The 20,551-nt window shown below is 51.4% G+C and carries 15 protein-coding genes; 6 read left to right on the forward strand and 9 right to left on the reverse strand.

Going from position 1 to position 20,551, the window contains the following annotated elements; translation table 11 throughout:
• Nucleotides 1-24 precede the first annotated feature (24 nt).
• Entirely contained in the window at nucleotides 25-1,221 is a 1,197-nt protein-coding gene (locus tag QEH52_RS09145; RefSeq protein WP_308949892.1) for a baeRF3 domain-containing protein, read from the forward strand.
• Nucleotides 1,222-1,334: 113 nt separating this feature from the next.
• Here the strand turns inward: QEH52_RS09145 and cls are convergent, their stop codons facing one another.
• Complete coding sequence (gene cls / locus QEH52_RS09150) at nucleotides 1,335-2,804, reverse strand: cardiolipin synthase (protein ID WP_308949949.1); 1,470 nt, start codon at nucleotides 2,802-2,804, stop codon at nucleotides 1,335-1,337.
• 179 nt (nucleotides 2,805-2,983) lie between these two features.
• The gene (locus tag QEH52_RS09155; protein WP_308949893.1) at nucleotides 2,984-3,616 is read right to left on the reverse strand and encodes a PRC-barrel domain-containing protein; all 633 of its coding nucleotides are present in this window, start codon (nucleotides 3,614-3,616) and stop codon (nucleotides 2,984-2,986) included.
• 514 nt (nucleotides 3,617-4,130) lie between these two features.
• Between QEH52_RS09155 and QEH52_RS09160 the strand changes: the two genes are divergently transcribed.
• Entirely contained in the window at nucleotides 4,131-4,559 is a 429-nt protein-coding gene (locus QEH52_RS09160) for a hypothetical protein (protein WP_308949894.1), read from the forward strand.
• Between the two features lie 15 nt (nucleotides 4,560-4,574).
• Here QEH52_RS09160 and QEH52_RS09165 read toward each other — a convergent pair whose 3' ends face one another.
• The 3 genes from QEH52_RS09165 to QEH52_RS09175 form a co-directional block, all read right to left on the reverse strand.
• Nucleotides 4,575-6,551 (reverse strand): ATP-dependent helicase, encoded by a 1,977-nt coding sequence (locus tag QEH52_RS09165; protein WP_308949895.1) that lies wholly within the window; start codon nucleotides 6,549-6,551, stop codon nucleotides 4,575-4,577.
• A gap of 128 nt (nucleotides 6,552-6,679) precedes the next feature.
• Nucleotides 6,680-7,171: a ferritin-like domain-containing protein gene (locus QEH52_RS09170; protein WP_308949896.1), complete on the reverse strand. Its 492-nt coding sequence runs from the start codon at nucleotides 7,169-7,171 to the stop codon at nucleotides 6,680-6,682.
• A 105-nt stretch (nucleotides 7,172-7,276) separates the two neighbouring features.
• Entirely contained in the window at nucleotides 7,277-8,176 is a 900-nt protein-coding gene (locus tag QEH52_RS09175; RefSeq protein WP_308949898.1) for an SDR family oxidoreductase, read from the reverse strand.
• Between the two features lie 339 nt (nucleotides 8,177-8,515).
• Here QEH52_RS09175 and QEH52_RS09180 point away from each other — a divergent pair, with 339 nt between their 5' ends.
• Nucleotides 8,516-9,946 (forward strand): isochorismate synthase, encoded by a 1,431-nt coding sequence (locus QEH52_RS09180; protein WP_308949900.1) that lies wholly within the window; start codon nucleotides 8,516-8,518, stop codon nucleotides 9,944-9,946.
• 129 nt (nucleotides 9,947-10,075) lie between these two features.
• On the forward strand, nucleotides 10,076-12,475 hold the full coding sequence (locus tag QEH52_RS09185) for a PAS domain-containing hybrid sensor histidine kinase/response regulator (RefSeq protein WP_308949901.1): 2,400 nt from the start codon (nucleotides 10,076-10,078) through the stop codon (nucleotides 12,473-12,475).
• Here the strand turns inward: QEH52_RS09185 and leuA are convergent.
• The 4 genes from leuA to QEH52_RS09205 all read right to left on the reverse strand — a co-directional run bounded on the left by leuA (nucleotide 12,444) and on the right by QEH52_RS09205 (nucleotide 18,642).
• Complete coding sequence (leuA, locus tag QEH52_RS09190) at nucleotides 12,444-14,129, reverse strand: 2-isopropylmalate synthase (protein ID WP_308949903.1); 1,686 nt, start codon at nucleotides 14,127-14,129, stop codon at nucleotides 12,444-12,446. The two genes, QEH52_RS09185 and leuA, sit on opposite strands and share 32 nt — an antisense overlap.
• A gap of 377 nt (nucleotides 14,130-14,506) precedes the next feature.
• Nucleotides 14,507-16,003 carry a mannitol dehydrogenase family protein gene (locus QEH52_RS09195; RefSeq protein WP_308949904.1) on the reverse strand — a complete coding sequence of 499 codons (1,497 nt, stop codon included), beginning with the start codon at nucleotides 16,001-16,003 and terminating at the stop codon, nucleotides 14,507-14,509.
• 20 nt (nucleotides 16,004-16,023) lie between these two features.
• Nucleotides 16,024-17,739: a purine-cytosine permease family protein gene (locus tag QEH52_RS09200; RefSeq protein WP_308949905.1), complete on the reverse strand. Its 1,716-nt coding sequence runs from the start codon at nucleotides 17,737-17,739 to the stop codon at nucleotides 16,024-16,026.
• A gap of 15 nt (nucleotides 17,740-17,754) precedes the next feature.
• A complete protein-coding gene (locus QEH52_RS09205; RefSeq protein WP_308949906.1) occupies nucleotides 17,755-18,642 on the reverse strand; it encodes a carbohydrate kinase family protein in 888 nt (295 codons plus the stop codon).
• A gap of 141 nt (nucleotides 18,643-18,783) precedes the next feature.
• Between QEH52_RS09205 and QEH52_RS09210 the strand changes: the two genes are divergently transcribed.
• The gene (locus tag QEH52_RS09210; protein WP_308949908.1) at nucleotides 18,784-19,878 is read left to right on the forward strand and encodes a GntR family transcriptional regulator; all 1,095 of its coding nucleotides are present in this window, start codon (nucleotides 18,784-18,786) and stop codon (nucleotides 19,876-19,878) included.
• Nucleotides 19,879-19,990: 112 nt separating this feature from the next.
• Nucleotides 19,991-20,548, forward strand: a complete 558-nt coding sequence (locus tag QEH52_RS09215; protein WP_308949910.1) for a flavoprotein — start codon at nucleotides 19,991-19,993, stop codon at nucleotides 20,546-20,548.
• Nucleotides 20,549-20,551 lie beyond the last annotated feature (3 nt).

The following is a 20,551-nucleotide window of genomic DNA, read 5'->3' on the forward strand; positions in this document are numbered from 1 at the left end:
CGTTAACCTAAAACCAGAAATATTATGATAGATAAAAAAATACCCATCCTAGACATCGAATCGAAGCTTGAATTGATCGATCCCATTATTAAGGAATCCGGTGGTGTGCGGCTATCGGTTTTCCTCCCTATTTACAATCAGGGCGTCGAAATTCGCCAGAACGCGATCCGCTTAAAGGACTTAGTCGATGAGGCTCGTTCGGGCCTTCAGCACGCAGGCATGGAAGATAGTCAGGTGGATCGTTTCTTAGCACCGCTCATGGATTTGATCGAGCATCCAGAGCAATTGCGCCAAGCGTCACCGGGAGTGGCACTATTATTGGATGCCTGCTCTTTGCGCCGCATTCATTTGAACTATGAGGTTTCACCGATGTGCTGTGTGAGTGATCGTTTTGCTGTGAAGCCCCTGCTCCCAATCCTGCAATCAAATCCTGTCTATACAGTATTGTCTTTGAATCAGGGCGAGGTGCGGGTCTATCGTGGAATCGGCAGCGAGCTGCAAGCTGTCGAGGTGGAGGCGATGCCTCAGGCAATCGGAGACTTGACCGAGTTTGACGATCCAGAGAAGACTTTACAGAATCACTCTGCAACTCGCACTTCCCGTGCAAACACTACGGGGTCTACGCCTGTATCCGGTTTTCACGGACATGGTATGCCCGATACTTATAAAGAAGATCTCAAGAGGCGCTTTTTTCAACAAGTCGCACAAGCGATTGAATCCTTCTTAGTCGATAAGAAGGACCCTCTCATTATCTTTGGGGTCGCGGGTAACATCGGTCATTTCAAACAGGTGAATGCTTCGAGTCAGCGTATTTACATCTATGCAGATCGAGATACCAGTCATTGGGATGTCACCCGGCTTGGAAGTGAATCATTGGAGCTTCTGCAGCCTGAGTTAGAGCAGGCAACCACTGCTAAACTAAACCATATTGAGGAAGCTGTGGGGCATGGTGAGGAAATCGCAGGTATTGCAGAATGTGCGATCGCGGCCGCCATGGGGCGTGTGGAGAGTGCCGTTGTCGCCGAGGATGAAGCGGTCTATGGTAAATGTGATATTGATCGTATGCGCGTCGATTTTGACGAGCAGGGGCAGACGCTCTGCGCGCAGGATTTGTTGGACTTCATCGCCTCTGAGACATATCGCCACGGCGGTTCGGTGATCGCTCTGCCACAAGATCGTATTCCTGCAGGGCGACGCGCGGTCGCTGTTGCTCGTTTCTAACAGTATATGATGGATTAATTAATTACCGATAAGTTCATTCGAGCCGCTGCGCATGTATTGCGCAGCGGCTTTTTTATAGTTCGTGTGTTCGATCGGTATCTTTGCTGGATTGCTTATAATACGGGCGCTGCTAGACGCGAAGCGCGCACCCTTACTCGTTCCCAGAAGCCTTGTCCATCGAGATCACTTTGTTTAATTGCTGTCGCATTATTGAAGTCTTGCTGCAGCATTTCAGTGACCTGCCGATTGAATGCTCTATCACTCACGACTGCACTCAATTCGAAGTTGAGTCTAAATGAGCGATTATCGAAATTTGCCGATCCGATGATGCAATAATCATTATCAGACAGAATGATTTTTTGATGCATGAAGGGGCTGGTATATTGAAACATTTCTGCCCCGGCAGCTTCTAGCTCACGTATATAGCTCCATGCTGCGAATTGGGCTAATCGTGCGATGAGGGTGTCGGTCTCATCGGGGATCAGTATTTTGACTTCAACCCCTCTTAATGCAGCAGCTTGTAGAGCGCGCACGATCACGTCGTCGGGTACGAAGTAAGGACTCGCGATCCAAAGTCGCTCTTCAGCGTGGTGAATGACATCGAGTAAAAAGAGAGTATAGCGCTCGAAGCCATCGGTTGGGCTAGAGGGCAGGCTGGCCACCGCTACATCTTGCCCTTGTTCACTGTGCGATTTTGGCTGCCAGTTTAAATCTTCGAGCACTTCATCACGTGACCAGGCCCAATCCTGTAGAAAGCTCACTTGCAAGGTTTGTACGACCGGGCCATCAAAGCGAGCCATTGTATCTCGCCAGTTCATGTAGTCGGCCTTTACATTCATTCCTCCAATCCACGCCGAGTGTCCATCCACGACGATTAGTTTACGATGGTTTCTGAAATTGAGACGGAAGAGTTTGTTCCACTGAGGCACGACATTGAAACTGACTGACTGCACGCCCGCTTGATGCATGGGTGCTAAGTAGTCGTCACTCACTTTTGTGCCAATGTCGTCATAGATTACGTAGCAGGCAACACCGGCTTGGGAACGCTCGATGAGTCGCCTGGCCAACTCGGAGCCTACTTCATCATCTGCAATCGTGAAAAATTGAATCAGCACATAATCTTGAGCTTGTGAAATTCCTTCAAATATAGATTCAAAGGCTTTGGGGCCATCGGGAAGCAATTCTGCGGCATTGCCCCGAGTGGCTGGTAATGGGAGTAAAGTGTCTCTGAGCGCTGCGGAGCCTTTGAACGTCTCTGCAATTAAGTTTTGTTGCTCTAAGGTCTCATGCAGTCGTTGAATTGTCGGCTCGATCTGTGATGCGTAAATTTGCTTTTCCTCAATGTATTCCTCGAAGTCGACTTCTCCGAAAACCAAGTATGTCGGCACGGATATGAAAGGTACGGTGTTTAGCGCCAAGACCCAGGCAGTGGTGCCTTGTGGCGTACGGGCACTCATGAGCGCATTCAGCGACATAAAGAAACCAATAATATGGAAGCTAACGAGCGCACTCCAAAATAGAATGTATTTGCGAGATCTTTTCCGGGTGCGCACTATGTTACTTTTCTTTCTGGGACTTGGCATTGTGTCGTTGGGTTGAGTTTTTTCTGCCGCTTGCAGCGTGATGCCTGTGCGCTCGAAGGTGTGCACATTATACGGTAAGTGACCTGAGTTGTTGTGGCTGACTTGTCGTGCGCTTGCTAAGAAAAGGCCGGGTGCTCTACACCCGGCCTTCTTTATAAAATGTAATTCAGGTAAATGATTTACATTTCAACTTCGATTTCGTTGACGATTCGTAGATTAGTCGTTGCTGCGAAGGCTTTTTCGATTTGGTTTTTGAGTGCTTGGCTCTCAACTTCGCCTTCTAAGTAGACTGTGTTGTCTTCGATTTCTGCTTCGACCTCAGCGAGGTCATTGTCTTCGACACTGAGGCTGGATTTTACATCGTGCCACATTTTGCTGAGTTTGTTCTCATCATGATCCCACTGTTGCTGGTGGGCGGTGCCGCGCTTCATCGACTGGCGTTGATGGTCGATGTAGGCCTTAATCTCGCTTTCTGTGGTGTCCACTGTGAAGCGATTTTCGGCTTCATTGTGTGTGAGTTGATCGTAGGGCAAAGACACGTGACTCTCTCCTAAGCCCCATGTGCCACCGACTGAGAGATAAGCAGTGGTGAGTTTGCCGTCTTTAGCATTTACTTGAATGTCGCTAACATTCCCAATCTCGACGCCATACTTGTCGTATACTGGAGTGCCGGTGAGATCTTCGACGGTTACCTTAGTTTCGATCCGATCGTTTTGGATAAGTTTATAATTCTCACCAAGATCCGGAGATTTGGCGAAGCCAGTTGCGCTGATAGCAAGAATGGAAGCGTATGTGATTACTGTCTTTTTCATAGTAGTCTATTTCCTTCGTTTTGTGTTTAGGCCGCGAACCAGTGGGTGCGCGATCAATAGTCTTTAAACAGGCAGCATGCCAACATGCTTGAATTACCTGGATGCCTGCGCACGGTTTCGTCTCTTTGAGGATTTTGTATGCTGCATAACTTCCTGTTTTTCAGCTGTCTATGCAGTGATATTCTTCTCTCTTTTTTTGGGAGGATTTTTATTTAAAGAGATCTGGCACGAGAATGCAGGCCCTTTGTCTCATGCAAAACGCAGCTGTTTTGGGAAGTTCTATTGCAGCTTGCAAGTATGTGTGAGGCAGCTTTGATGCCATTTATCATACAGTGAGGTTTAGAGCCTGATTGGCACGGCGGCTGCAATAGATATCTCTTATGAAACATAGAGTCATCACTAACCGTTGTGATTGGAGGCGCCTGCAATTCCTTTTCAGTTCAGACGCAAACATGAATGCTAGAGCTTTTTCAGCTCTGCAGATTCATAATTGGATAGTGGGGGGAGCGTTACTATGATTCAGGCTTTTATAGTGGCGATCAGTCTGATGATTCTAGCGGTTGTTTTTCATTATTGGAGTTTAGGCCGGCTGTTACATTGCCTCCCGCAGCGTGGACAGCAGCGTAATCATTTTTTACGTTCCGTGCTGGTGCTCTTGCTCTTAGTGTGTGTGCACTTAACGGTAATTGTCGGGTTTGCCTGCGGCTTGAATTTTGTCTCTGTATTCTGCGATGCAGGTCAGCTCGCCGGCGATCTTGGTGCAGGATTTATGGACTTTTTCTATCATTCAGCCGTGACATACTCGACGCTCGGTATCAGCGAAGTGCCTACGGGAGCGCTTAAATTTGTGACTGCCTTAGAGGCTCTGACTGGAATTATCCTATTAACATGGTCAGCTACTTTTTTTTATAGCGTGATGGGGCGAGCACCAGAGCGCGAATAATCGTGGCGTTGCGGATTAATAGCGCCGCGTGGGGGCGACTCTAAGTGTCTCGTAGCGGCTGGGATCGATTTCCTGAATGAAGCGACTGGGGTTGAGACGCATGACTTGATTGCCTTGATTGTTGAGCATGGGGTAGCTCATATAGAGTTCTTCTTCCGCGCGAGTGACGGCCACGTAGAAGAGGCGACGCTCTTCTTCCAAATCGCCCGCATCAATGGTGCGTTTGAGTGGGAAGGTGCCATCGGCCAGCCCGATCACAAAAACCACGGGAAATTCAAGGCCTTTGGCTTGGTGGATCGTGGTCAATCGCAAGCAGTTCTGTTGTTCTTCCGGGCTGCGTTCATTACTTTCGGAGGCGAGTAATACTAGTTGAGCAAGCAATTCCTCCATCGTCTCAAAGCGGTTGGCGAAACTGACCAAGCTCTGCAAGTCATCGGCGCGGTCAGTCCAGTTGGGATAGATCTCACGGATGTAGCTGCTATACCAACCGTCGAGCGCGAGTTGAATGATTTCTTCCGGTGCGCGTTCAGTGAGGGCGGCAGATACTTCGCGAATCGTCTCGGCGAGTGAGGGCCATTCTTCCTTGGCGTCGGCGGGCACTTTTTTGAGCACTTCAGGCGAGACCAGTACATCGCAAAAGTTCTTTTCTAGTTTGGCTGCGCGCTCGCGAGTGAATTTATGGATACGCTCCGCGGTCTTGGGGCCGACCTTGGGCAGTAGGCAGGTGAAGCGAGCAAAGGCGGATACGTCGGCCGGGTTGGAGGCGAAGCGCAGCTGCGCAGTGAAGTCTTTGATGTGGGCTTGTTCGAAGAAGCGCACGCCACTTGTGATCTGGTAATCGATATTGAGACGTGTGAGCTCCATTTGCAGGTCCATTGCCTGAAAGTGGGCGCGGTAAAGGATGGCGATATCGGAGAGGTTGCGTCCCTCGTCGACCAGCCCCTCAATGCGTTCGATAATAAATTTAGCCTGACCGCGTGTGTCCATGACGGGCACAAAGTAGGGGCGTTCGCGTGAGGGTTTGATGGCGCGCAGCTCTTTGGAGAATCCAAGGCCGCTCGGTTGTGATGCCAGTACGGCATTGGCAAAGCCCAAGATCTCGGGCGAGCTGCGGTAGTTGGTTTCGATTTTGTGGATTTCGGCACCGGGGTGGCGCTCTTCGAATTGCATGATGTTATCGAAGTCGGCGCCGCGCCAGGTGTAGATGCACTGTGCGTCGTCGCCGACGGCCATCACTTGGTGATGGCCAGCGAGTTGATCCACGATGTCAGACTGCAGGCGATTGGTGTCTTGGAATTCGTCGACCAGGATGTGTTTAAAGCGCGCTTGATACTGTTCGCGAATCTCGGTTTGCTCGCGCAGTAGTTTGAGGAAGTATTCCAAGAGGTCATCGTAATCGACCACTTGTTGATCCAGTTTGGCCTGCTTATAGGCCTTGTAGAATTTATCGACCTTGTCGGCCATGCCGTCGAGGAAGGGGTAGCGCTCATCAGCCTCTTCGCGTGGTTCGCGGCAGGTGTTGCGCGCGTAACTGATCATGTCCGCGACCACTTTGGGCTTGGGGTTGTTCTTGGTTTTGATGAACTTGGAATCCAGTGTCTGAATGACGTTTTTAAGGATCGCTTCCGCTTCGCCTTGATCGAGTATCGTATAGTTACGCTGGAGGCCGACCAGATCGCCGTGTACGCGCAGGATGCGTTGTGCGATGCTGTGGAAGGTGCCGCCCCAGAGCTGGCGACCATTGATGCCCGTGAGCTCTTCCACCCGTTCCAGCATTTCGCGTGAGGCTTTGTTGGTAAATGTGAGCAGTAGGATTTCGTAGGGTTGCACGCCTTGGTGCAGCAAGTAAGCCACTCGATAGGTGAGGGTGCGGGTCTTTCCTGAGCCTGCGCCAGCGAGCACCAAGGCCGGGCCTGGCTCAGAGGTAACGGCGGCATATTGTTCGTCGTTTAGTTCAGCTTTGAAATCGATGGGAGGGAGTGGTGCTTGCATGGAAAGTGTGAAGTGTGAGCGGCAAGTGTGAAGTGGGGCCCGCCCAGCGCAAATGGAAAATAATGTACAGAAAATGAGCCCGTCGGCAATGGCCGACGGGCTCATTTAGGTGCACAAGTTGCAGTTGCTTATTGAGTCGCTTCTTTATTGATTCCAGATGAGAAAATGCCTCCTTTGGCGATTTTTTGCAACTTGCTGTCGGCTTCCTTTTCTTCTGCTAGAGTTTGCCCCAGCAATTCCGCTATGCGACTTTCACCGATGCAAGTTGCGAAGGTGGCTGCAGAACCATAGCTTGCGATTTCATAATGCTCGATGCGCTGAGCTGCCGCGATGAGCGCGGCATCGCCCACATCCGGATCCGATAGCTTGGGGATGAGTTCTTCACCTTCGCGAATGAGTCCTTTGGTGGCTTCACAGGTTTCACCATCAGGTGAAATTCCTAGAATGTTACTTATTTCAACTAAGCGATCGACCTGATTTCTGGTTTCGCTCAGATGCGATTGGAATGCTTGTTTTAAATCATTGTTGTGTGCGGCGGCTTCCATCTTAGGCAGCGCGGCGGTGATCCGATTTTCGGCGTCATAGAGATCGCGGATTTGTTCCACGAGTAGGTCTTTCATGGTCGTTATCATCGTTTTTCTTTCTGTTTGTTTGGGTTGTATTTTCGGGTTGGCAGCTCGCCAACCGGGCAGAATGTAGGGAATGCAACGTGAGTCGCAGCTGCGCTAGATTTGTTGGCGGCCCCCGGTTACGGGATAAATTTCCCCTGTGATATAACTGGCCTGCGGCGACGCTAGAAATACATAGGCGTGCGCTAGCTCTGAAGGCTGCGCGGGTCTTCCAAGCAGGGTGTTCGAGCCAAAGTTTTCTATTTTATCCTCCGGCATGGTATTTGGAATGAGAGGTGTCCATACCGGGCCAGGTGCCACGGCGTTGACACGTATCCCTTTATGGATTGCAAATGATGCGAACGATTTTGTCATACTCGCGATTGCCGCCTTAGTCGCTGCGTAAGGGAGCAAATAGGCTGAGGGATCAAAGCTTTGTATGGATGCTGTGTTAATAATACAGCCACTTTCCTGAATTATATCTAAGGCATATTTGCACAGATAGAATGTTCCGAATGCATTGATTTTAAAGGTATTCTCGAATTCTTCTATATCGATTGCATCAGCAGTTTGATAGGTTGTTTGCGTCGCTGCGTTGTTGACTAGAATGTCCAGTCTTCCGAATTCACTGTTTACTTGTTGTAGCAGTTGCTTGCAGTGTTCGGCTTTACTTTGGTCGAGTTGATAGGCGCAGGTTCGCACGCCAGCCTCTTGTTGCAAGAGTTGTTGCGTGCTCTCTGCATCGCTTTGGTTTTTGTGGTATGTGAATGCGACATCAGCTCCTTCGCGTGCATAGGCAAGTGCGATGGCTCTGCCGATTCCACTGTCACCTCCTATGACTAGTGCGACGCAGCCTGATAATTGCTGGTGGCCTTTATAGCTTTGTTCTCCATGATCTGCTGGAGGATTTAGTTCGTCGCTTGCGTCGCCTGCTCCAGCAGCTGATTTACCATCAAAAGGCGGACGTGCTCCGATATACAGCGGGTTGGGGCGATTTGGTTTTTGGTTTAACTTCATAGTGGCTGACTCTTTGAGGTTATATAATCACGCGGCGTGGCGTGAGCGGACCGCACAGAATGTGCACGGGCTATGCCAAGCGCATGAGTTAAATGCAGAGGTGCTTCGTAACTGCTTTATGTCCAGTTGTATGGGCTTTTACTGCTTTTAGTGCGGCATGCAGCAGCCACATTCGATTTGCAATTGGCAATGTTTGAAGGCTAATGATCGCTTCATTTTGCAATACTGGCTGGGTGTGGCTCCACATTTATTGGCATTCAAATTTAAGGGATCGGTTCCGAAGTAAAAGCCTCCGCTTTGTTGGTTGCGGTTTCGGGCATCTTGGTTTTTCTCGCTCGAATGCAGATTATTCCCTCCAGTATGTTGCCCGAGCGTGATGAGGGTGCACTGCGTCAATTTTTACAGGGCTGCCGTGAGGCGGCTCGCGCCAAGGGGCATTTTCAGATCGCGAGTATCTCTTTGGCAGTGAAGCACATTGCGCCGCTGGCGGTCTTGCAGTCTATCTATGAGCCCGACGAATTACACTGCTACATCGAGCGCGCCAGCGACGATGAGGCGGTGGCCGCAGCGGAGGCAGTGGTGCAAGCGCGCTTTGATGGTTCTGATCGATTTGCCTCGGTGAAGGCCTTTGCCCAGGAGATATTGGAGCATACGATTGCGGTGGGCGATTTGAGTGAGGCGTTTACCGGGCCGCATTTTTTTACTGCTTTCAGCTTCGATGATACGGTCAGCGAGGGGGCTGCATTTCCGGCGGCGACGGTGTTTTTGCCACGCTGGCAAGTCTCTCGCTCGAATGGAAAGTATGGCGCAGTGGCGAATTTGAAGGTCGAGGCGGATACCGATATTGATAGCTTGGTGATGCGAGTCTGGGGCGCCTATCGCAAGTTTGGGGCCTTTGATTATTTGCCAGAGGCGGCTTTGGAGGATGTGGCCGCGTCACCCAAGGTTGAGTCGCGGCGAGAGCTGGCGCCCGGCGTCTATCCTGCGGCTGTGTGTCGTGCGCTCGAAGCGATCGAGGCGGGTGCCTATGAGAAAATCGTGTTGGCGCGCGGTATCGAGCTGGAAGCGGATCGTCCTTGGCAACCTCTGGACACTTTAAATCGTTTACGAGAGCGCTTCGCGGGCTGTTTCACCTTTTCGTTTGCGGGTGGAGAGGCGCGCAGCTTTATCGGCGCTACGCCAGAGCGTTTATTACAGATTCGCAATGGACATTTGTTGACGGAGGCGATTGCAGGTTCGGCGCCGCGTGGGCAGACAGCGGGTGAAGATGCAAAATATGCGCGAGCACTGCTGGAGAGTGAGAAGGATTTGCATGAGCATGTTTGTGTGCGCGATTCCATTCTACGGCGTTTAGAGCGTGTGGGGGTTCAAGGGCATGCGGAGCCGCATCCGCAGCTACTTTTATTGGCGAATGTGCAGCACTTGCGTACTCGCATACAGGCGGAGGTGGGCGAGTCGGTGCATTTGCTGGATATGTTACCGGAGATGCATCCCACACCCGCGGTGGGTGGTTCGCCGCGTGAGCAGGCAGTGCCGTGTATTGCTGAGTTGGAGCAGATGGAGCGTGGGCTCTATGCGGGCGTGGTCGGCTGGTTCAATCACCTCAATGAGGGGGAAATGATCGTCGGTATCCGCTCGGCTCTCATCGAAGGGAAGCTTGCACGCCTTTATGCGGGTGCAGGTATCGTGAAGGGGTCCGATCCGGACAAGGAAATGCGTGAGACAGAAATGAAGTTGCGCGCTTTACTGGATGTGTTGGCGAATTCGTAGTCTTGTTGTGGGCGTATCGCCTGTATAACCGTTTGGTTCAGTCTGTTTAGGCAGTAAACAATGCGTGAGTTGCCTAGCGCCTATAAGGCTTGCTGTGTGGCAATAAGCTTTGCAATGTGTGCGCTGCGCATGAATTCTCAGTTGAAGCAGTTAAAGGCTAATCGTAAGGCAGGATATCTGAACCTGTTCGGCCGGCGTATGGGGCTGGGAATTTACACGCTACTGGTATTGGCATTAATCAGTGCTTTGGGGTTTCCTCAGGGAGGTTCTGTTGGGGGCTTATTACTCTTTCCGCTCGTGCTTGGTTTGGCTGTTGTGGCTGGTTTATTATTTCAATTAGTAGGTGCTATTACATCTTTGGTCTTACTTCTTTTGATTGGGGGCATTGCTTTTTTCATGGAGTTAGGCGTGTTTGCGTCGCTCTCGAAGTTTGATGGCATTTTTTTTATGGTGGGTTTTAGCTCATTGCTGGCTGCATTTGCATGTGTCGCCGCATTTGCCGTGGGAGTACGACAGCGCACGGTTGATCATTCGGCACAGCGACAAAATTTACTTTATAAGATATTTGATGCTCTGCCGATTGGCATTTGGGTGCGCGCTCGAGATGGACGTAGTTTGTTTGTGAACGAACGGTGGGCGGAATTCTCACCTTTGAGTGCCCAAGAAATCTTTAGCTCAGGTAGCACTGAACCACCAGTGGATCTGGGGGATGAATGGAATCAGTTAGTTTCTGAGGTCTTGGATGCAGAGGATTCGGCTGTGCGTTATCAGTCCATTGAGTTGACGGACGCGCGTGGAAAGGAGCTGAGTATGACTTTGCTCACTTTGCGTATGTTGGTGGATCAAGAGGATGACTTTGGCACGCTATCACTATTAATCGATGAAACTGCCTTGCGCTTGTATGAGAAGAAGATGCAGCAGAGTGAACAAAATCTTCATCTCGCTCTGAATAATGCACGGATGGGGTTCTGGGATGAGAATTTGAAAACAAAGCAGGTTAACTGTGATGAGAACTGGTATCACCTGCTCGGGGTCGAACATGTCGCCGGAGATTCACCGCTTGAAATTTGGGAGAAGCGCTTACATCCAGATGATCGCTCTCGTGTGTGCGAGTTGTATCAAGATTTCTACAAGAAAGGTGACGGCTCCTTACGTGTAGATTATCGGATTCGCAATGCACAGCAGCAGTATGTGTGGATGCAGGATAGTGTACGTATCACCGAATTTGAGGTGGATGGCTCTCCACGTCGGGTAATGGGCACGATGCAGGATATCACCGATCAAAAGCAAGCAGAGCTTGAGCTCCAGCAAGCGAAGGAGCGCGCTGAGTTGGGGAATCGCATTAAGAGTCAATTTATTGCTACGATTTCGCATGAGATTCGAACTCCTCTAAATGCTATCATCGGCTTATCTAGTTTGATAACGGAAAGCGAGCTAGAGGAGGAATCACTAGATCTGGCTCAGACGATACATTCCAGTGGGAGAGGGCTGTTATTGTTGGTAAATGATATTCTAGATTTTTCCAAAATCGAAGCGGGGCGACTGGAATTGGAGGTGCAGGAGTTTCCTTTGCTGCTTTGTTTTGAAGATTGCGTGAAATTGTTTAAAGCGCGTGCTGCTGAGAAGAATGTCGAAATTTCGCTGCAGCTCTCGGAGCAGTTGTCTGAGTTCGCGGCGGGGGACATGGAGCGTTTACGACAGGTGGTGCAAAACTTATTGTCGAATGCTCTTAAGTTCACAGATGAGGGAGAAGTCCATGTCACGGTTCGCTCAGTTAGACTGGAAGACATTGATGCCGCGCACCGTCCCGATCCGTTGGAGCCGATTGGTTATTTGGATCACCCAGAGCATGGTTACCTTGAAGTTCGAGTCCAGGATACTGGAATCGGTATCCCTGAAGACAGACAGCATGTTTTGTTTGAAGCATTTAGCCAAGTGGATGCATCGACCACTCGTAAATACGGCGGCACTGGCTTAGGCTTAGTGATCTGCAAGCGACTGGTTAATGCAATGGGTGGGTGTATCTGGGTTGAGAGCGAAGCTGGAGCCGGGGCCACTTTTGCCTTTGTTGTGCGCACGGAGTTTATCGCCGATCATCTTCCACTTGAGGGGGTGACCCGATCGCCCTTCGAACCTGTGGAGCGTATTGCCGGGATGCACCCTTGTGATATCCTAGTGGTCGGCCCAGAAGAGGCTACACGGGCGATCACTGCATCTTGCCGTCAATTAGGCTATACGCCACATGCCGCTGAAGATTATGATTTGAGTGGTCATTCGTATCGCCGTAGACATTACAACATCATGTTCATCTGGATGGAAGATGAACTGGAAGCGCTGGAGCTTGCTAGGAAAGTATCTGCTGCTCCTAATAGTATAAAGCCGGATTTCATTATCGGCTGTGGACCTGTGGAGCAAAAGATTTCCAAAGATCGCTGCCGCCTCAGCGGCATGCACGATGTGGTGCAGTGCAAACTGAGGCCGCAGGTGATCAGTGATGTTATTCTGAGCGCGCTGGGTGTGCGCGATTGAAGGCGCTGACTAAGGCGTGAAGCCCGGCCAACTCGATGTTTGCATTGATACCACAGCCGAAGCTGATGGAGCCATCGTCATTTTTGATCTGTATGTAGGCGGCCGCCTTGGTCTTGGAGCCCCCACCAATCGAGTGCTGGCGATAGTCGATGAGTTTGAAGTCTTTGCGCCCCTTCAAGTGGAGTGCATTCACGAATGCGCTAATCGGTCCGTTGCCGGTGCCCGTGACTAACATTTTTTCGCCATCGATGCAGATGTCGGCTTCGACTTTGACCTCGCCCGTTTTGGTGAAGTCTTCGCGTTCGATGGAGAGTAATTCCAAGGGGGTGCTCAGATTCACATACTGCTGCATAAAGACCTCGTGCACTTCTTGTGGCGCGAGTTCGCGGCTGCCTTGGTCAGCTTGATTGTTGATGGTCAAGCCCACGTCGGGGTGCATTGCTTTGGGCAATTCGAGTCCAAAGTCGCGCTCCAAAATGTAGGCGACACCTCCTTTACCGCTTTGGCTATTGATGCGAATGATCGCTTCGTAATCGCGTCCGATGTCTGCGGGGTCGATCGCCAAGTAGGGCACCTCCCAGCGAATGCCGTCCGTATCTGTGGTGGCGCGCAAGTCCATGCCCTTCTTGATCGCATCTTGGTGCGAGCCAGAAAATGCGGTAAAGACTAAGTCACCTGCGTAAGGATGGCGGTCGTGTACGGTCATGCGAGTGATGCGTTCATAGACCGAGCGAATGTGCTCCAATTGAGAGAAGTCGAGCAATGGATCGACACCTTGTGTGTAGAGGTTTAAGGCCACCGTTACGATATCCAAGTTGCCCGTGCGCTCGCCGTTGCCGAAGAGGGTGCCTTCGACCCGATCAGCTCCAGCCAATAAGCCGAGCTCCGTCGCAGCGACGCCGGTACCACGATCGTTATGGGTGTGTAAGCTGATTATCGCCTTATTGCGCTCCTTCAAGTGCCGACAGAACCATTCAATTTGGTCCGCATGCACGTTGGGTGTCGCCACTTCGACTGTGGCGGGCAAATTAAGAATGATCTTATCGTCCTCCGTTGGTTGCCATTCCGCCATGACGGCTTCGCAGACTTCTAAAGCGTAGTCGACCTCGGTGTCAGAGAAGCTCTCGGGGGAATACTGAAAGCGGATCTGTGTGCCTGGAATCGTTTCGACCAAGCTCTTTACCAAGCGAGTACCTTCAATCGCAATCGCTTTAATCTCTTCCTTTGATTTATTAAAGGTTACGCGGCGCTGCACGGGCGAAGTTGAATTATACAAATGGACGATTGCCTTGGAGACGCCCTGCAAGCTTTCGAAAGTGCGGCGGATTAAGTGCTCACGCGCTTGAACCAACACCTGCAAAGTTACATCTTCGGGGATGCGCTTTTCCTCTACCAAGCGGCGGATAAAGTTAAACTCCGTATCGCTCGCAGACGGGAAGCCCACTTCGATCTCTTTAAAGCCGATTGCCACCAAGAGCTCAAACATCTCGAGTTTCTCGTCCACATTCATTGGTGTGGCGAGTGCTTGATTGCCGTCGCGCAGGTCCACACTGGCCCATCTGGGGGCGTGCGTAATTGTTTTACTCGGCCATTGACGGTCCGGTAAATCAATTTGTTGAAAGGGAGTATATTTTGTGATCTTGCCAGTTTGCATGAGGCTCCTTGCTAAATAAATACGAAATAGAATGCAGTTTTAAAGAAAACGGAAGCGTTTATGTCGAACGCTTACCAGAGTGGAACGCGAAGTTCCTAAGAATTTAAAATACGGGCTTTCTGCCCGCAGACGAGTCAATCTAATCCCCTAGGGGAGTAGTGGGAGTAGAATTAGAAGTGCTCCCATGAGGAGACTATTTCTGTGGGTCGTCATTTGCATTCGATTCACATCGTCTATCGCTAGCCTGAGGCTGTCAAGAGTGGGCTGTATTTTTAGCAATTACGCGATCTCATACAAGTTTTGCGAAGGCAGGTCACTTCAGCGGAGGCGCTTGCCCCCGCTGAAGATCCCTGCCTTCGCGGGCCTGTTATGAGCCCTTATTCCCGTCCGAATAGGACGGCTTGCATGTGTTGGCCGATCTTTGGATTTTCATAGATCGCTTGAATCATCGTGGTATAAGTATGGGTAAATGTTTTGTTGTACACTAGATCGCCGAAGACCGGTTCGACCTTTAAAAAGGCGAGTGGGTCGCGCGCGGTGGCGGCGGCAGCTTGGTGTAGCTCGGCCTTCATTGCATCGACGATGTCGAGTTGCTCTCCGTGTTGGTTGACGCCCTTGTCACTGTAGTAGCACCATGCAGCGATGACTAGGGTGGCGTATTCGATACTGCCACCGTTCGCGAGGTTTTCGCGGATGGTGGCAATCAGGAACTTGGGCAACTTGGAGGAGCTTTCGAGACAGATGCGAGCGAGATTATCCTTAATGTTGGGGTTGCCGAAGCGTTCGATCAGGCAGTCTTTGTAATCGTCGAGCTCAATGCCTTCGACAGGCTCGAGCACGGGCGTGACTTCGAAGTCCATAAAGCGGCGCAGATAGGTAGCAAAGAGTGTCTCCGCGACGCATACATCGATGGTCGGGTGGCCGTGAAGTGAGCCTAGTAAGCCGAGTACTGAGTGCCCTGCGTTGAGTAGGCGGATCTTCATGGTCTCGTAAGGGGTCACGTCGGGCACGAATTGCGCGCCCACGCTTTCCCAAGAGGGACGACCATTGCTGAAGCTATCTTCGATTACCCACTGGATGAAGGGCTCGCAGGTGACGGGCCATTCGTCTTTTAGCTCAAGTTCGCTTTCTAGGTATCGGATGTCGTCTGCCGTGGTGACAGGAGTGATGCGGTCGACCATGGCGTTAGGGAATTTTACTTCAGTGGCGATCCATTCGGCTAAGTCGGCATCTTGTTCCTGTGCAAATGCGAGCATCACCTTGCGGGCCATGTTACCATTGTGCTGGATATTGTCGCAGGACTGAATTGTGAATGCGGGCAGGCCAGCCGCGCGACGTTGTTTCAGCGCAGCAGTTAAGAAGCCGAAGACGGTTTGTGGGTGCCCTGGGTTGGCGATGTCGTGCTTGACGGCGGGATTCATGCAGTCGAACTCCCCCGTGGCAGCGTTGAAATTATAGCCGCCCTCGGTGATGGTGAGCGATACGATTTTTGTATCGGCATGTGCCATGCGATCGATGACTGCGCTAGGGTCGTCGCAGCCTAGCAGAAAGTCGACAATGGAGCCGATCACGCGATTTTCGATGCGTCCGTCGGGGTGTTTTACGATCAGGGTGTATAAGTAATCTTGTTTCTCGAGGATGTCACCGATCTTGCGGTCCGCGTCGCGTAGGCCGACGCCGCAGATGCCCCAGTCGGAGGCGTCGCTTTCGTTCATTAAACGATCCGTATAATAGGCTTGGTGCGAGCGGTGGAATCCCCCCACGCCGATATGGACGATGCCGGCTTTTACCCGGCTGCGATCATACTGTGGGCAGGCCAACTTTTCGGCGAATAGAGGCAAGTTCTTTTGATTGAGTGCGATGGCTTCTTTCATGGGATATGTGGGTTGAGGTTCTATTTAAGTAGAGCTTTTTTGCGGCGAAGTGCCCAATAGGCGGCGCCGAAGTAAATAAGGGTGCAGATAAATGCGAAGCGGTAGAAGAGCTCTCGATTGCTGTCGTAGGCTGCGATGTCGGGGCTGCGAAACATTGTCGAGAGCGCTAGTAGTAGTGTGATTGCGAGGCTGCTACGGGAGCAGAAATGCAGTACTTTAGTGAAAGTTGATCGATCTGCAACTGGTTCAGGCTCATCTTGCGCTTGTTTGGCTTGATACTCTTTGATGGCTTCGTTGCGGGCCTTCTCGGCAGCGACTTCTTCAGGATATTGTTCGGCGGCTCCGTGCTTTTTAGCCAAGACCGTATATACGATCGCGGTGAAGAACCAAGTGGGGATAAAGAGGTAATAGAAAGACATGACGTCTAGGGCATTTAGACCAAATCCAAAGATGAGTCCCACGATCCAAGATGTGACAGCTGGTGTGCTATGTGTCAATTTACGATAGCTCACCCAATACCGTGTGAAGCCGATACGTGGGAAGATGACGTGCTCGGTAAATACGATTGCCCCGACTGGGACCACCAATAAGCCGGCATATGTCAGCAGCGGCAACATTTTGGTGAATACGAAGGGGAAGCAGGCGATGATCACGGTCACGATGCCGACCGCCAGTGTGGTCTTCTTACGAGAGTGCTGGTTAAAGATTGCTTGGGCCGCGAGCCCAGCGCGATAAAGGTTGGCGTTGGCAGTGGTCCAACCGGCAACAATTACGATCACAAAGCCAGATAGGCCGAGCGCGTGGAAGGCGACATCGCCGGGGTCTAAGGACGCGATCGAGGCTTTGACCATAACGGCGGTACCTGCGCCCATGATCCCTGCAGAAATCCATGCGATGTAGTGTCCGAACAGCATTCCGGAGCTGGTGCAGAGACCGTAAATGCTCTTCTTGGCATAGCGCATCAGCGCCATGTCAATCAAGCCAACGTGGGTGATGGTGTTGGCGGCCCATGCAAAGCCGATCACTTCCAGCAGGCCGATGCCAGGCTCTCCGAATACATTAATACCGGTCCAAATCGACTGATCACCGATTGTGATAAAATCGCTCCAGCTCTGCAGCATCGTGTAACCGAACACCGACTCCGTTAGGCTGGGCATCATGACCAATGCACCGCTGGCAAACATGATGAAAAGCCATGGGCCGCATAGACCCGAAAATTCCGAGACCGCATTGAAGCCATACATGGCCACGAAGACGACGATAATGCCCACCGCGAGCACGATCGCCACGAAGGCCGCGCTGTTGGGATACCAATTTAATTGGGCGGGTATGTTAAATAAGAATCTTACCGCCGTCGAGGAAACCGTTATCATAGCCGCGGATATGACGGTAAATATGATGACGTTGGCCCAGTTATACAGCTTTGTCATCGAGTCACCCGCGATTTTGTGTAAGTAGGTGTAGAGGCTCAGGCGCGTCTGAACCGCAATCGGCGTAGTGATCAGCGTCCAACTAAGGATGGCCAATATGTTGCCGATCAGCAGGCCAATCAGGATGTCCATGGTTTTGGCACCTAATGCCACAAATGTGGCACCAATCACAAATTCAGTCGCTGCTACGTGCTCGCCGGCGTAAAGACCGAGGAAGTGCTTCCAGCCGTGTAGTTTGTTGTCCGGGATCGGGAGTTGTTCCGCGCTGACGTTGTCGAGCGCGTGGGTTGAATTGTTATCACTCATCGGGGTATGTTTAGCTTACTGATTTAGTTTAAATTGACTGGGTAATTCGGGAGTGGCGCCAACCTGAGAGCAGACGAAGGAGGCGACTTTATTGGCGAAAATGTTGACCTGATCGAGCGGCATGCCGTCCAGCAGGCTCATGCAGATCGCAGCGGTAAAGGAATCGCCCGCGCCGACGGAGTCGACCATGTCGGTGGGCTGGCAGGGAGCGTCATCCATCGCGTCGGCGCTAACGAGTAAACTGCCATGTTCTCCACGCGTGTAGATCAGTAAGCGCAGCTCGAATTGCGCTTGCAGCTGTTGTAGTTGTTCGCTGGTGCTGCCTTTGAGCGCAAAATACTTGGCCAATACCGGTAGCTCCTCGTCACTCAGTTTGAGGATGTTGGCGGCTTGTAGGGAGCCTTCGAGCAATTCTTTGGAGTGGAAGGATTGGCGCAGGTTGACATCAAAAATCTTGAGTGAGTGGGGCGGCATCGCGCGCAAGAAACTTTGAATCGTCTGGCGGCTTTGCTCGGAGCGTTGTGAGAGCGAGCCGAAACATACGGCGTCCAGCTGAGAAGCTAACTGCTGGAGTTCTGTGGTCAACTCCAGGTGATCCCATGCGGAATTTAGCACAATTTCATAGCTGGGCTTGCCGACGGGGTCGAAGGTGACCTTGGCTTGCCCGGTGGGATAGTCCGCTGTGGTGGATAAGTAGTTTGTGTGGACGCCTGCCGCTTGAAGTTCATCCAGCATGCGACGGCCGAAATCGTCGTCGCCGATGCAGCTTACGGGGTAGGCCTTGGCGCCAATCTGACTGCAATGCCAGGCGAAATTTGCAGGCGCGCCTCCTATGCGAGCGCGATGAGGGAAGACGTCCCAGAGTACCTCTCCTATGCCAGCTACGGTGAAAATCTTATTCATGGGTATAATTATTTTATTGGGGGGGTGCAGATGCGGCCTCAGTGCCGTCGATTCAGTAAGCTTGTAGAATTGTGTACTTTTGTAAAATATTTTAATAGCATTTGACCTTCTTTGTTATTACATTTCACTTACATTTAAATTATGAGTGTAGAAAAGCCCAAGTATTTACAAGTGTATGACGCGATTAAGTATCAGATACGCAGCCAGGCCTATCGGGTCGGGGAGCTCTTGCCAGCTGAGGCGGAGCTTTGTGAGCAGTTTAATTCCTCGCGTCCGACGATTGCGAAAGCGCTCAATTTATTAAGTCAGGAGGGCGTAGTGCATCGTAAGGCAGGCTTTGGCACGCAGGTGCTGCCGCCTCAGGTGGAAGCGTTGAAGATTGGTTTATTGATTCCACAGCTTGCGCAGACGGAGATTTTTGAGCCCATCTGTGCCAGTATCACAGAGTGTGCGCATGAGGCTGGGCTGCATGTGATACGTCCACCAGAGCTCGGGCGCTCGGCAGATTTCCGTAAGATGGCGGAGTCCTTAGCTGCGCAGTTTATTAGTATGAAGGTGAACGGTGTCTTTTTTACGCCGATCGAGTATATCCCGAATCACGAAGAATTTAATTTGGCGATTTTAGAGCGCTTGAGTCAGGCAGGCATCTCGGTGGTGTTATTGGACCGCGATATCTACCCTTGGCCGCGTCAGACGCCCTATGATTTAATTGGGATTGATAATATCGAGGCCGGCTTTGTGGTGGCCGGGCATATGATCTCGAATGGATGTCGTCGCATCGCCTTCGTTTCGGAGCCTAATCCGGCCATGACCATTCAGTTGCGGCAGATCGGCGTGCGTGAAGCCCTGATACAAAATGGTTTTAGCACGCGAGATTTACGCACTGTCAATTTTGAGTCCGAGCATCCGGAGGCGGTGGTGGAAACGCTGCGGCGGGAGCAAGTGACGGGAGTGGTTTGTGCCAACGATGTCACTGCAGCGCGGCTTTTGCGCATTATGGTGGATGGTGGAGTTCGCATTCCTGAGGAGATGCAAGTTTGCGGCTTTGATGATGTAAAATATGCCTCATTATTGGCGGTGCCATTGACGAGTTATCAGCAGCCCTGTCTGGATATTGGTAAAATAGCTGTGAATACGATGATCGCACGCATACAGCACCCAGAAGGCCCGACTCATCGCACTACGCTCAAGGGGCGGCTAGTTATGCGTGATTCAGCGCCTGCACGTCGTTCATAGTGGGAGGGATTCTCGCGTGCTGGGAGGGCTTTTCTGCGCTTGGGAAAACGAAGCGCAGACTTGAGTCTTGTTTGTCTGGGCATTAGCCTTCATTTTACTCTGAGTGACAGACATGACTACCAACTTAAAGGGCCGGACCATTTTACTCGGCATCACAGGCTCGATCGCAGCCTTTAAGGCGGCCGACATCACCAGTCGGTTAACGGAAGCGGGTGCGGACGTGTTTCCCATTTTGACTGCGGGGGCGAGTAATTTTATACAGCCACTCACATTGCAGACGCTTTCGCGCAATCCAGTCGCAGAAGATCTATGGAACGAAGGTGCTAGTTGGCAGCCTGGGCATATCGACCTTGCGGATCGCGCCGACCTCTTACTGGTCGCTCCAGCGACCGCCCATTGCATCGCCCAGTTTGCACATGGACTCGCTCCTGACTTGTTGACTTCAATTCATTTGGCTACGCCAGCGCCCGTGATGATCGCGCCTGCGATGAATGGCAAGATGCTCGCGCATCCAGCGACTCAGTCGAATATTAATATTTTGCGAGAGCGAGGTTGCCACTTTATCGAACCTCAGAGTGGCATGCTTGCTTGTGGCTACGAAGGACAGGGTAAATTAGCCTCGGTCGAGGCGATTGTGGATGCAGTCATGGCTTTTTTTGATCGAGCTTAGAGT

This window comes from Thalassobacterium maritimum (assembly GCF_031127805.1).
In the GTDB taxonomy this organism is placed as follows: domain Bacteria; phylum Verrucomicrobiota; class Verrucomicrobiia; order Opitutales; family Coraliomargaritaceae; genus Thalassobacterium; species Thalassobacterium maritimum.